This is a genomic window from Treponema zioleckii (assembly GCF_014737315.1).
In the GTDB taxonomy this organism is placed as follows: Bacteria; Spirochaetota; Spirochaetia; order Treponematales; family Treponemataceae; genus Treponema_D; species Treponema_D zioleckii.
In genome coordinates this window covers 16,202-29,550 of the sequence record NZ_JPUF01000007.1, presented here as the reverse complement: position 1 = coordinate 29,550, position 13,349 = coordinate 16,202, and the positions used below count along the sequence as shown (strand labels likewise).

15 protein-coding genes are annotated in these 13,349 nt (G+C 41.2%); 3 read left to right on the top strand and 12 right to left on the bottom strand.

Annotation, left to right across the window (positions count from 1 at the left end; translation table 11 throughout):
- Positions 1-60: 60 nt before the first annotated feature.
- From JI65_RS03125 to JI65_RS03080, 10 genes are all read right to left on the bottom strand, one after another.
- The gene (locus tag JI65_RS03125) at positions 61-903 is read right to left on the bottom strand and encodes a metal ABC transporter permease (protein WP_191013921.1); all 843 of its coding nucleotides are present in this window, start codon (positions 901-903) and stop codon (positions 61-63) included.
- 23 nt (positions 904-926) lie between these two features.
- Positions 927-1,706, bottom strand: coding sequence for a metal ABC transporter ATP-binding protein (locus JI65_RS03120; RefSeq protein WP_191013920.1), 780 nt, complete (start codon positions 1,704-1,706; stop codon positions 927-929).
- 9 nt (positions 1,707-1,715) lie between these two features.
- The gene (locus tag JI65_RS03115) at positions 1,716-2,612 is read right to left on the bottom strand and encodes a metal ABC transporter substrate-binding protein (RefSeq protein ID WP_191013919.1); all 897 of its coding nucleotides are present in this window, start codon (positions 2,610-2,612) and stop codon (positions 1,716-1,718) included.
- A 146-nt stretch (positions 2,613-2,758) separates the two neighbouring features.
- Positions 2,759-3,391, bottom strand: a complete 633-nt coding sequence (locus JI65_RS03110) for a YoaK family protein (RefSeq protein ID WP_197971895.1) — start codon at positions 3,389-3,391, stop codon at positions 2,759-2,761.
- A gap of 54 nt (positions 3,392-3,445) precedes the next feature.
- On the bottom strand, positions 3,446-3,925 hold the full coding sequence (sufU, locus tag JI65_RS03105) for a Fe-S cluster assembly sulfur transfer protein SufU (protein ID WP_191013918.1): 480 nt from the start codon (positions 3,923-3,925) through the stop codon (positions 3,446-3,448).
- A gap of 28 nt (positions 3,926-3,953) precedes the next feature.
- Complete coding sequence (locus JI65_RS03100; RefSeq protein ID WP_191013917.1) at positions 3,954-4,298, bottom strand: SPOR domain-containing protein; 345 nt, start codon at positions 4,296-4,298, stop codon at positions 3,954-3,956.
- A gap of 163 nt (positions 4,299-4,461) precedes the next feature.
- Positions 4,462-5,565 carry an aspartate-semialdehyde dehydrogenase gene (gene asd / locus JI65_RS03095; protein WP_191013916.1) on the bottom strand — a complete coding sequence of 368 codons (1,104 nt, stop codon included), beginning with the start codon at positions 5,563-5,565 and terminating at the stop codon, positions 4,462-4,464.
- 30 nt (positions 5,566-5,595) lie between these two features.
- Entirely contained in the window at positions 5,596-6,501 is a 906-nt protein-coding gene (gene dapA / locus JI65_RS03090) for a 4-hydroxy-tetrahydrodipicolinate synthase (RefSeq protein WP_191013915.1), read from the bottom strand.
- A gap of 520 nt (positions 6,502-7,021) precedes the next feature.
- On the bottom strand, positions 7,022-7,852 hold the full coding sequence (locus JI65_RS03085) for a hypothetical protein (RefSeq protein WP_191013914.1): 831 nt from the start codon (positions 7,850-7,852) through the stop codon (positions 7,022-7,024).
- 11 nt (positions 7,853-7,863) lie between these two features.
- On the bottom strand, positions 7,864-8,451 hold the full coding sequence (locus tag JI65_RS03080; protein ID WP_191013913.1) for a hypothetical protein: 588 nt from the start codon (positions 8,449-8,451) through the stop codon (positions 7,864-7,866).
- Between the two features lie 148 nt (positions 8,452-8,599).
- Here JI65_RS03080 and JI65_RS03075 point away from each other — a divergent pair, with 148 nt between their 5' ends.
- Positions 8,600-9,730 (top strand): IS110 family RNA-guided transposase, encoded by a 1,131-nt coding sequence (locus tag JI65_RS03075; protein ID WP_191013912.1) that lies wholly within the window; start codon positions 8,600-8,602, stop codon positions 9,728-9,730.
- 621 nt (positions 9,731-10,351) lie between these two features.
- Here the strand turns inward: JI65_RS03075 and JI65_RS03070 are convergent.
- The gene (locus tag JI65_RS03070) at positions 10,352-10,492 is read right to left on the bottom strand and encodes a hypothetical protein (protein ID WP_191013911.1); all 141 of its coding nucleotides are present in this window, start codon (positions 10,490-10,492) and stop codon (positions 10,352-10,354) included.
- On the bottom strand, positions 10,483-10,779 hold the full coding sequence (locus tag JI65_RS03065; protein ID WP_191013910.1) for a hypothetical protein: 297 nt from the start codon (positions 10,777-10,779) through the stop codon (positions 10,483-10,485). Before JI65_RS03065 ends, JI65_RS03070 begins: the two co-directional genes overlap by 10 nt.
- 437 nt (positions 10,780-11,216) lie before the next feature.
- Between JI65_RS03065 and JI65_RS03060 the strand changes: the two genes are divergently transcribed.
- Positions 11,217-11,714 carry a hypothetical protein gene (locus JI65_RS03060; RefSeq protein WP_191013909.1) on the top strand — a complete coding sequence of 166 codons (498 nt, stop codon included), beginning with the start codon at positions 11,217-11,219 and terminating at the stop codon, positions 11,712-11,714.
- 702 nt (positions 11,715-12,416) lie between these two features.
- Complete coding sequence (locus JI65_RS03055; RefSeq protein WP_191013908.1) at positions 12,417-13,349, top strand: nucleotidyltransferase family protein; 933 nt, start codon at positions 12,417-12,419, stop codon at positions 13,347-13,349.

Sequence of the window (13,349 nt, the reverse complement as noted above, 5' to 3'; positions counted from 1 at the left end):
GGGTATGAACATTGATAATTGAAAAATGAAGACAAATTTTTGCTGAAATATTTCAAAAAATCAATTTTTTCTAAGAATTCCCACAAAAAAGCAGATGATGAACACAAATGCATTCACCAAAACGATTGTCGCACCCGACGCACTTCCAATGTACCAAGAAAGAGAAAGCCCAATTATGCATGATGCCAAAGAAATCAGGACAGAGAGCAGAATGTAGCGACGTGCATTCCGCGAAATCATTTTGCCGGAAGCGGCTGGAAGAACCAAGAGACTATTGATTACAAGAAGCCCTGTCCAGCGTATGCTGATAGTGACTATTGCGGCGGTGAGCAGTGCAAAAATCATTTCGATAAAAAAAGTTTTGATTCCGCGTGACCGCGCAAAAGTTCCGTGCAGATTCGTGAGGAGCATTTTATTGTAAAAAAACAAAAAAATCACAATCAAAATCACGAGTGAAACAAAAAGGTCAAGAATTTCCACAGGTTTTATGCTCAAAATATCGCCAACGAGATACCTCTGATATTTCGCGAAATTTCCGGTCGCACTCAAGAGAACAATTCCGAGGGCAACCGCCGTAGAAGAAAAAACCCCGATAATCGTGTCTGCACTGGATTTTCCGCGGCATTTTACGCTGATAATCGCCGCTCCCAAAAACAAGCTAAACCCAATCATCGAAACCAGCGGCTCTTTTATTCCGAGAATAACGCCGATTGCGATTCCGGTAAGGGCGGAGTGCCCGATTGCATCGCTAAAAAACGCCATTTGATTGGAAACAACGACGCTTCCGAGCATACCAAAAAGCGGAGCGGCAAGAATCACCGCAAGCAAGGCATTCTTCATAAATTCGGGAGAAAGCCAAGAGAAAGGCAAAACAGTATCGATTATCGAATAAATAAAACTCATAAAATCTGCAAATTTCCTTAAAATTACGAATTAATATGAATTCGTCCGAAAGTTTCCATGAATTTCGGGTCGGAATACACGTCATCCGGGGTGCCTTCAGCAGCGATTCCGTGGTCAATAAAAACAACCCTGTCAGCTTTTTCGGCAATCAAGTCCAAATCGTGGCTCACAAGCAAAATCGTAATGTCGTAATCGTGCCTTAAACGCGAAACCAAATCATAAAAATCTTTCAGTCCGTTTCTGTCAACCCCGCTCACAGGCTCGTCAAGAATCAGAATGTCGGGAAGCGGATAAATCGCAAGGGCAAGCATGACTCTCTGAATCTCTCCCCCGCTCAAATCCCCGGCCCGCCTGTCCGCGAGTGCTTGAGTATTCGTTGCCGAAAGGATTTTCTCAACGCGGAGAATGTCTTTTTTTCGTCTGGGAAGCCAAACCGGATAGTTCGAAACGCAGCTCAAAACCAAATCCGACACAGAAACCGGGCTTCCCGGCGCAATCGCAAGTTTTTGAGGAACGTAGCCGAACTTCGGTTTTTTGTGGGTAACGATTTTTCGCCCGGAAGCCGAAACTCCGTGGTCGTAAGTTATTTCGCCAGTATGCGGAATTTCGTCCAAAAGCGCGCGCAAAAAAGTCGTTTTTCCGGCGCCGTTCCGTCCTACAATCGCGGTAAGCTCTCCGCAACGAATTTCAAGATTCACGTTGCTCAAAATCACGTCGCTTCCGTTTTTTACCGAAAGATTCGTGATTTTCGTGAGACAGACATGAGGATAAATCGAAGGATGATGAAGATTTATATGAGCCATAAATCGCCTTTAATTTTTTAGCGCGTCCTGCAAAACTGAAAGATTTTTCTTCATGGATTCAATGTAGGAATCTTTAGAAATCTCGCCAGTAACGCAAGGGTCAAGTTCGTAAATCTTTGAGCCAGTTTCATTTGCAATCACTTCGGCAGACGAACTTGAATACTGAGGCTCCGCAAAAAGCGGAACATTTTTGCCGGATTTAGAATTCTCTGCGTTCACGGTCTGAATAATTTCGTCCAATTCCTTCGGACTCGGCGCAGTTCCAGGCTCCCGCTCAATCACGCTTGCAATTTTTAGGCCAAACTCAGAGGCAAAATAAGGGAATGCCTCGTGGAACGTGATAATCGTGCTTCCAGAAAAAGGTTCAAGGGTGTCGTGCATGATTTTTTTGAGTTCCGAAAGTTTTTGAATGTATTGTGCTGAATTTTTTTCGTAAATCTCGGCATTTTTTGGGTCAAGTTTTACGAGTCCCGAACAAATATTCTTTACCTCATAAATCGCGCCCTCAACGCTCACCCACACATGAGGATTGTCGTCAACAGTCTCAAAATCAGCTCCTGCAACAATCGTCGTTTCGCTTTTAGACTCAAAAACCTTATCAAGGAAGTCTTCCATTCCAAGTCCGTTAACGACGACAATATCAGAAGAAGAAATGGCCTGCATATCTTTTGTGGTAAGTTGATAGTCGTGCAAGCAACCTGTATCGCTCGGAGCAAGCATTTTTAACTCAACGTCCGCGCCATCGGCAATGTTCATAAGCATTATATAAAGCGGATAAAAACTTGCGGTAATCGTAGTCTTGTGCTCAGACGATGCAGCCTGTTCGGTGCCAGAATTTTTTTTCGTGCAAGAAGAAAAAAACAACGTAAAAATCAAAGTCAAAGTGAATAAAATTTTTCTAATCATACTGAAATAATAGTCAATTTTGTGCAAAATGAAAACGTGGTAAAGAAGAAAAGTGAAGTTTTAAATTAGGAAGTTCTTTTTGAATGGAGAAAAAAATCAGGATTTTCAATATGACCATTGTCACATCATACCTAATTTTTTTCCTTTTAGCCCAAGAGAATCCGAACCAGCGTGAGCAAAACCATGCCTGCCGCAAATAAAATCGCCTTTTGGGCAAAAAAGTTGGTTGCCCAAAAGCCTAAAATTGCGCCCAAAATAAAAATCACGATAATCGCAAAATATCCGAAAGACTTTCTTAAAAGCGAACGATTCCGCTCAAAAATCGAACGATTAACAAGTTCCGTTGCCGTACGAAGATTCCCGGTGCACATTGTTGTGGCAAAACCGTTTGCGTGCCATTTTCTAAAAGTGTTCACCTGCATGGCGCACACAAATGAAATAAGCACGTTTGCAAGCATATTGAGTCGTTGCGGAATAAATGCCACGCCCAACAAAATCATCACTTCGAGCAAAAGAATAAATTTTGAAAAACTTTCAGCGGTAGAAGATTTTTGTTTTATCACTTCCGAAAGAAAAACTCCCGCAACAAAAGCGAGAATCGGAATCAAATACAAAAACGAGGCGTGCAGATTCAGTTTTGCCACGGAAATTCCCAGCATGACCATGTTCCCAGTCTGAGCGTTCGCAAAAACTCCGTCGCGACAAACGTAAGTGTAGGCATCAAAAAAACCGCCCGAAAGCGCGAGAAAAAAAGCGACCGGCAGGGATTGTGAAGGCAATATTTTTAAATCAGCGTTTTTCGTAATTTTCTCCAGATAATAAAAGTCAAAATGTCAGAGCTGGCAATTCTCGTGCTGAGCAGTCCCCTGCCCCATTTTTACGCCTTCGCCTTTCATCTCAAAGATTTCGTTCAAGGTTCTCCAGCCAAGAACAGCGCATTTTACGCGGGCCGGCATGTGGGCAATATTCTGCAAGGCACCGGCTTCGTCAAGTTCCTCAATTTCTTCCGGGGTCGAAGTGCCTTTTATCATTCCCATAAAAATATTCGAAAGGCGAAGAGCCTCGTCCTTGTCCTTACCGATTACCAAATCCAGCATCATATCTACAGAAGCCTGACTTACGGCACAGCCAGAACCAGAAAATCCGCCGTCAACAATTTTACCGTCCTCAACTTTTAGGTACAAAGTTATGTTGTCGCCACAGCTCGGATTAACACCGTTAAGTTCCAGAACAGAGCCTTCAAGCGGCTTTTTGTGTTCGGGATTCACGTTATGTTCGTTCAAAATTTCGCGGTAAAGTTCTTTTACGTTCATCTAAAATTTTCCCTAAAATCAAAAAAAATTATTTTGCGTCGTCGGTAGAGCTTGTAACTTTGTAAAACCAAACGGTATCGTGCTCAAGTTCTTTAAGAATCGGAGTGTCTGCAAGCGAATCGCGTTTTTCTGCAACCGATTTTGAATCTCCAAAAGACTCTGAGTAGATTACACGGTAGAATTTTTTTCCGTCATCGCCGTAAATTTCTCTAACAACAGAATCAATCCCTCTGTCTTTAAGGATTTTTACCCGGTCGTCCGCATATTCGCGCACATTGAACGAACCCAAGCAGATTCTCCATTCTTCACCAAATGCGAAAGATGATGCAAATACGAATGCGGCTACAAAAAGTCCGCGTATAAATTTTTTCATCTAAAAATCTCCATAAAACAGTTTTTTAAACTTACCGAAACAACCAACATGCCGTCATTTTGGCAGCTTGAAAAACTTTCTTTGCAAGATTTTTCAAGCTGCCTGCGAGTTTTAAGCCGCTAAAATAGCACGACTTAAAACATCGCTTTTTTTGAAGTTCCCATTACAAATTATCGAAGAATCCCTTTGCCTTCAAAAGTTCAGCGTTCAAGATTCCGCCGAGGGCAGCTCCGCGTTTTGTATTGTGGCTCAACGCAACGAATTTTACGTCAAAAACAGGACACTTTCTGAGACGTCCGATTACGCAAGCCATTCCGTTCTCGGTCTCGCGGTCACGGCGTGGCTGCGGGCGATTTTCTTCCTCGCGGTAAACAATCGGATGAACAGGTGCGTTCGGAAGCTTAAGAGACTGCGGAACAGAAGTAAAATCTTCCCAAACTTTTAGAATCTGCTCAATAGAAGGTTTTTTGTCTTCTGGAAGGTCAAATTCCAAGCTAACAGTCGCCGTGTGACCGTCAATAACAGGAACTCGCGTACAAGTTGCCGAAACAAGTGGCTGAGCTGCATTCTCGATTTTTCCGTCTTTTACTGTGCCGAGGATTTTAAGGCACTCTTTTTCAGTCTTTTCTTCCTCGCCGCCAATGAACGGAACGATATTGTCAATCATGTCAAAACTCGGAACGCCCGGATATCCGGCGCCAGAAACAGCCTGCAAAGTCGTAACAATCATTCTCTTGATTGGGTAGCCAGCCTGCTGCAAGGCAAAAATCGGCATCATGTAAGTCTGCAAAGAACAGTTTGGTTTTACAGCAATAAAGCCCTTGTCCCAGCCGTGATGCTTCTTCTGCTCGGCAATTACGTCAAGATGGCTGTAGTTGATTTCTGGAATCAACATCGGAACATCCTCTGTCCAGCGGTTTGCAGAAGCATTTGAAACAACAGGGATTCCTTCCGCCGCATACGCAGCCTCAAGAGCCTTAATCTCGTCCTTGCCCATTTCGAGAGCAGAAAAAACGAATTTGCACTTTCCGAGAGCGAGCTTTGCGTCATTCGCATCCTGAACGATCAAGTCCTTAACGTCAGCAGGAATGTCAGCGCCAATGAGCCAACGATTCTTAACAGCCTCTTTATATGCCTTTCCGGCAGAACGAGGAGAAGCCGCAACGTAAGTAACCTTGAACCACGGATGATTCTCCAAAAGCTTAATATATCTCTGTCCTACCATTCCAGTAGCACCCAAAACACCAACACTAATTCTTTCAGCCATAATTTTCTCCTTTTTTTATTCCTAGCAGTATTACAAATTACAATCTTTCAAAGCTTTTTCAATAACTTTCTTAGCCTCGTCAGTAACCTCAACGAGAGGAAGACGAACGGCACCAGCAGTCATACCCTTGTAGTTCATGGCATATTTGATTGAAGTAGGATTTCCGTCAACAAAAGCAGCCTTAAAGAACGGAAGAAGTCTGTAATGGATTTTTCGAGCCTCAGCAAAATTGCCGTCCAAAGCATCGGTAACCATTTCGGTAACAAGAGAAGGTGCCAAATTCGAAACAACAGAAACAACACCGTCTCCGCCAACACCAATCAACGGGAGAGTAAGACCGTCATCTCCAGAAAGAACAGAGAAATCAGGATGTTTTGACTTTATTTTTTCAATAACTTCCATCATCTGGTTTATGTTTCCGCTGGCTTCCTTTACGCCAATAACGTTCGGAAGGTCAGCAAGACGGGCAAGAATGGAAGTAGAAATATTTTTTCCAGTTCGTCCCTGAATATTGTAAACCAAAACAGGAATTCCAACCTTTGCGACAGCCTCAAAATGGCGGAAAACGCCCTCGTCGCTAGGTTTGTTGTAATATGGAGTCACCACGAGGGCAACGTCCGCACCGAGTTTTTTTGCGCGCTCTGCGTAACGTACAGCATCTTTTGTGCAGTTACTACCAGTTCCAATCACGACAGGAACTTTTTTTCCAGTTTTTTCGTTGTATTTTTTAGCTTCCTCAACAGCAATTTTAATCATCACCTCTTCTTCGCTTTCCTCAAGACAAGGAGTCTCGCCGGTAGTTCCCAAAGGTGCGATTCCGTTAATTCCGCTCTCAAGCTGGAAAATCACATTCTTTCTGAAACCCTCATAATCAACTGAGCCATCAGCATTCATAGGGGTGACCATAGCCGTAAATGCGCCGCGCAACTTAATCATTTTTCAACCTCGATTTATTGAAATTAAATATCAACGATTTTACAAAATTTCCGTATCTTAGGGAATAATGAGAAAATTAATAATTAATAATTGAAAGTTAAAAGTAGGCAAAAACGTAGGAACGAAAGCGAAAAGCGGCTATTTAAAGCGAACTCTAATATTCGGAGCAAATTCGGCTTTTAGAGCACGCATAAAATTTACCGTCGCCACTTATCAACTGGCATTCCCAGCTTTTCGTGGCTACGGCCTTCGCCTCCGAACCGCTACGCGGTTTTGCTACGCAACCACTACAATCTGGGCTAAGTTTGGTCTTGTGCGATTGTTTTCCGACATTACAAATCATGCTTCACTAAAAAAATAACGCAACTGCAAGCAAGTTTTTGTATTTTGCCCCACGAATGCAAAAATCCAACGCTTTTTCAGACGCGCTGATTTTCCTACAAATCGCGATTTGGGGGAAGAGGAGATTTTGAATTTTCTTCTATACCTCAAAGCTGGATGAACAGCATTGCTCAGTTTGTCAAACAAATTCTACAGGGATAATATCTATATCCCAATGAGGCCTTATTCCTTCTTCAATAAAAATTTTTAATAATTTTTTGCTGATTATATACATTCCAGTTAAATTAGATGAATTGTGCTCATAGAGTTCATTGAAATCAAGCAGGATGTTTTTTGCCTCCCTATGAAGACGGACGGTTGTGTCCGGTATGCCAACCCTCTGATTTATACAGTTGCAATCCTTTGGGAATTTTACATACTTAAGGTCAAGCACATTTTGAAGAATCCTTGCCGGCTTCATCTGGAAATTCGTTTTGGATGCCTCTCCCTTATAGTTTAGCAGTTCCCAGAACTCAACTCCGGAAATATTGTGCTGCTGGATTTTTTCCATGAATTCAGAGGAGACAATCCAGTACGCCCAAAACGGGCTTACGAATTTTTTTGCTGCATATTTTTTTGAAAGGCCTTTAACGACAAAAGGAGAAATCTGTTTTAACCCTTTCTTACACTTTGGACAGAAATTAGTGTAATCAAAAGATGCATTCCCGTTCATTTTAAATTCAAAATCAATAAAGCGTATTCCTGTATCAGGTTTTCTCTGCCCGGTACAATAGAAAAAGTCGAACCCCATTAATTCTTCATCCGTGAAATAATTTAAATCCATATCGATTTCAAAATCAACAACGTTCTTTAGATAGTTTAGAACATGCTCAGCTTCTTCTGCGGTAATGCCGTCAAGAGTAACATACAACTTGCTATGAGAAATTTTACCACCAAACATCTTCTTTATTTTATTAATTACATCTAAAGATATTTCACTATTAATTGCTAAAAGTATTTGCTTTTTCATGATGAGTTCTCCTAAATTGAATCCAGCCAGGCTTTTGTTACTTCACGCATCTCTGGAAAATCTTTGTATATTCTTTCTGCATGTTTTAATATTTCGGCTTTGGCGGCTTTCAAACCACCAGTACTATGAACGGCTCTTATTTCATCAAGAACGTCATTCCATTCTTTTGAAAATCCACTATGCGTTGCCTTGTCAATTACAACACTTGCAAAATCTCCAACATCTTGATGCAATAAATCTGCCAACGCCTGAGGTACAAGATGATGAGCTTCTATTGTACTTTTATACCCCTTAGTCACCTTTTGCAAATCTGAATACTTTCCAAATACACGTTCACCATCTTTTACGGCATCAACAAACGCATCTGCAACACCAGCAGCTTTTGCGGCACGAGAAACCTTGCCCATTTTTCTAGTGCCTTCTGTAATTCGAATAACTTTACCAGCACCAGTTGCTCCTGGGATAAACAGACAGCCGACATCAGCGCCAAGAGCCGCCCATGCCCACGGATTTGCAGGAGTTGCAACAATTTCTACAATATCCCATGCAATTCCAACAATATCCATGAAAGTATCAAGCCATTTTCCATCCGGATCCACATACCGCACAGGATTGTTCCCCGCGTAGTGGTACAGAACAATATGTAGTGCCTCACAAGTTTGCAAAAATCGAGGATTCAGTCCTACAATTGCATAAAACTAAAAAAACAAAGCATGACGTTACCTCATGCAAAAAAGGAGACACCACATGAATACTATAATTTACATCGGAATTGATGTCCACAAAAGTTCTTATTCTTACTGCAGTTTTTTAAAAGAACAGGACAGTTTTTTCGCGGAGCACAAAAGCGAAGCCAGTTCAAAAAATGCAATAAATTACATCAAATCTGTGATTAAAACTGTCGGCTCAGATACCCCTGTGCTTGTGGGGTATGAGGCCGGACCTACCGGCTATAAACTTTGCCGGGATTTGCAGAAAGCCGATTTTGCATGTGTCGTTATCGCACCCTCAACAATTTACAGGCCTAACGGCCCCAGAGTAAAGACAGACAGGAGGGACGCACGCCTCCTGGCCCAGACCCTTGCCTACAAGACTTTTAAACAGGTTGTGATTCCTACTGAAAAAACAGAGGCCATGAAAGAGTTTACCAGAGCCCGTTGCAGTAAAAAACGGCAGCTGAAAAAAGCAAAGCAGGAACTTCTTTCATTCCTTCTCAGGATGGGAATGACATATCCTAAAAAAGGTTCTTACTGGACTCAGAGTCATTTTGAATGGCTCCGGACTGTCAATTTTAAGGACGAATGGCTTCAGCTTGCATTTGAAGAATATTTTGCAGAAGTGAACGAACTCATGGCAAAAGTCGCGCGGCTTGACGCTCAAATAAAACAGATGGCTGAAAATTCAGACATAAAGGAAGGCGTTGAAAAATTAATCTGTTTTACAGGAATTGATTATCTCACCGCGGTGAGCATCGCAGTCGAAGTCGGAGATTTCTCAAGATTCGGCAATGCCAAATCTTTCTCAAACTACATAGGGCTTTGTCCGGGAGAAGACTCGAGCGGTTTGACCGTCCGGCACACGGCGATAACAAAATCCGGAAATTCCAGAATCCGGCAGCTCTTGATTGAATCGGCAAAAAGTATAAAGTACGGCCGGCTCTGCTCTGCAAAAAGCAAGCGGCTTGTGCAAAGACAGGAAGGTCAAAGCCCTCTGGTTATTCAATACGCAGATATGGCCATTGCAAGAATCAGGCACAAGATGATGAGCATGGAAAGAAAGGGGCTTCACTATAATGTCATAACGACAGCGGCCGCAAGAGAACTTTCCTGCTTTATATGGGGAATGATGACAGGAAACATGTCTAGGGCTTGTGTATAATTTATTGGTCTTAATTTTGGAAGCAACAGAGGATTTTATGGATAATAAGTAATCTTCGATCAATTTGTGGGCACCAAATCTTAAAAAAAGATTTTGATATGCCCGTTTACAGACAGAAAGTACTTTCAGGCGGTCCATTGACCTGTAGGTAAGGTTTTGCCGAATCCACGTATATCAGAATGGTCAAATGCCGGGTTAATTTCTGACTGTTGCTTCCATTTTTTTATTTCGCTATTGACAAAGGCACAACATATCAAATTGAGATTGATGAGCCTTACGCGGGGCAGTTTTCCGGCGGATTCAGGGCGTTTTTACGCCTTAAATCCGCTTTCTGGCTCAAGAAAGGCAGAACTCAGCTCAGGTTTTAAAATCCTCCTTTAAGAATTTTATCGGCGGAAAACTTCCGTCCGCGAAAAATTCTAAAACCACTCGTCAGTTGATTCGAGCGGTTTTAGAACGGTAAAAACTACGCTATATGTAGCGCAATCCTTAAATTTTCCCGGAAAAGGCACTTTTTGTGGCGGACTTTCCGGGGAAAAGTGGATTTTTGAGTTGGCCTACAAATCGCGATTTGTGGGGGGAAGTGAAATTATTAAGCTTGCGATTTCAAACTGAAAACACTTAGAATTTTCCTTCAAAATAATATAATTCATCTTTTAGGTGAATAAAGACTTCTGCCCGATTTTTTATATCATTCTGATTTTTTAAGTAGATAATTCCACGTCCCCAGCCTGATGGAGCAGCAGCAAATTCTAAAAACACACTGCCCTTTTTTTCTTTTGTACAAACTTGATTTTATTTTCAATAAGTGAAAACTCTTCGAGTGAAAAAAAATCTTCTTCACGTGAAAAATTCTCTCTTACTTTGTACAATTTCAAAGTTTTAGAATTTTCCATTTTTTTGCCAAATGTAAAATCTTTTTGTTCCAATTTTTTTGCCAATACATAAAATTCTGCTAATTCATTATCTGTGAAATTATTCTTATTCGAGCATGAAATAAAAATAATACAAAAAACAACACAAAGATATTTAAAAAATATTCTTTTCATTCTATTCCCCCAAAGAAAAAGTAATAAAATCTTGAAGCGTAAAAACGTGTTCGTCAAAATCTTTATCAAGTTTATAACAATATTCTTTTACATTTCTGTATTCCGAAAAGGAATCGCTGCATTTCCTAAAAATTCGCGAAAATACTGAGTGTTGAACCTCCGCTCCCGCACAGGAATTTATATCGCACAGGACAATATTTTCAAGCTGGATTATAGAAAGTTTTAAGGTTAGTTCTATTGAAATGCTCCCCTCTCAGGTTTTACTATTGGACAATCAAGGAGAATTTTACAGGAAAAAGCACCTGCGAATTGCAATGGAGTAGAATTGGAAGTACAAAAAATCCACTTTTCCCCGGAAAATATAAATACGGAGGATTTCCAAAGATTATTCAGTATTCATTTTATAATAAAACTAATGTGCTAGAGGATATTCAAAAATGATGAAGAATTTTTTTTCAAAGAGGAACGTTTGCATTTTTGCAGTGATTTTAATAACTCTACTTGCTCTGTTTTTTTGTATCTTTGCCTTGTCAAATAAAGGATACAAAGAGCAGCGCTACGAAATTGATTATCCTTTGTTGAGTGAATTGATTCATTATTATGACAAAGTTGATGACAATGTTTTTAATCTAATAAAATATCAGTTTTGCAGACGAAAGATAATTAATTCTTTCTTTGAGAGAGAAGACAGCAGGATTAAGGAAAATTATGCCCTTATATACAGTTTGGAAAATATCAAAACATATCACGATGCAAAGCGGTTTGTTTTTAACTCAGAAGTCGAAATATCTCGAGCGTATACTTGCACAAATGATTTTACCAAAAATCGCTTTTTTATAATCGTAAGAAGAAATAATTTTCTGAACAAAACCTCTGTTTTTCTAACCGCGAATTGCAATGGAGTAGAACTGGAACCGATACAGATTATAAAGTAATGCCACTGCTGAAAAAAAAACTTACCTGCATCTTCCCCAAAATCGCGATTTACAGAAAGCCCCAAAAATCAGCTTTTCCCCGGAAAATATAACGGAGAATTCCCAAAGATTGTTCAGTTTTTTTGTGAATCCAGAAAAAAACGCAGACATTTACTGTTCCGAGGAATCAGACCGGGCCAAACAAAAAAAATCATCTTCCATATTAGTCCCCCATTCAGGATTTTAAATTTCTGTTTTCATTCAAAATTATTTTCCGTAAAATGAACCTGAGAGTAAATCCTAAAACGATTTGTAAACTGCCTGTCCACGTTTCGCGGAATGCCGGAATTCATTCTAGAAAGCATCGTTTAACTTCTCGCGTCTGCCACAACGAGCACCGCCAGCCCCTCTTTTTCACCGGCAAGCCCTGAGCTGACACATAATCACGCCCCATTTGAATTTTCTAAAAACTGATGTTATGATTTAAAATCGTTTGCAAAAGCAAAATTCGGAGCAAATTCGGCTTTGGGAACACGCGTGCGATTTTCCGCGCCACTCATTCACTGACAATTCCCAGCTTTTCGTGGCTACGGCCTTCGCCTCCGAACCGCTACGCGGTTTTGCTACGCAACCACTACAATCTGGGCTAGGTTTGCTCTTGTGCGATTCTTTTCCGACCATTCAAATCAGCCTTTATCAAAATTATTAAACTTGGAGAAAATAATGAAACCTACACTTTTAGTTCTTGCTGCTGGCATGGGAAGCCGCTACGGCGGCGTAAAACAAATTGACGCCGTAGGAAAAAACGGAGAATGCCTCCTTGACTTTTCAACATTCGACGCAAAACGCTCAGGATTCGGCAAAGTAGTCTACATAATCCGCAAAGACATTGAAAAAGACTTTAGGGAACGCCTTTTTGACCGCGTTGCAAAAAACTTCGACGCAGAATACGTCTTCCAAACACCAGAAGCACTTTTAACGGCCGCAGAACTTGAAAAAGCAAAAAAAGCAGACCGCAAAAAGCCGTGGGGGACGATTCACGCAGTTCTTTGCGCAAAAGACAAAATCCACGAACCGTTCGCAGTAATCAACGCAGACGACTACTACGGGCTTAACGGAATCGAAACGCTCGGAAAGTATCTTTCTTCTATTAACAACGACTGCACTGAGCACGCAATGGTCGGCTACGTCCTCGGAAAAACAATGAGCCGGAACGGTTCTGTAAGCCGCGGTGTTGCAGAAACAGAAAACGGATACCTAAAATCAATCACCGAGAACACAAAAATCTACTACACTGGCGAAAATTTTAGCGGAAACGAAATCGAAAGCGAACTTAACGGCAAAATCTACAAACTTTCGGGCAACGAGACCGTCAGCATGAATCTCTTTGGATTCTCGCCAAAAGCATTCGAACGCTTTGAAAAATACTGGGACGGCTTTAAAGAAACTTCTCTTGAACTTCCAAAAGCCGAGGCACTTTTGCCAGTTGCCGCAAGCGACATAATCAAATACGGCGAAGGAAAAATCAAAGTGTTCACCAGCGAGGAAAGCTGGTTCGGCATGACTTACCCAGAAGACAAGCAGATTGTAAAAGACGCAATCGCTCAAAAAATCGCTTCTGGCTACTATCCAGAAAAACTTTGGGAGCGCAACTAA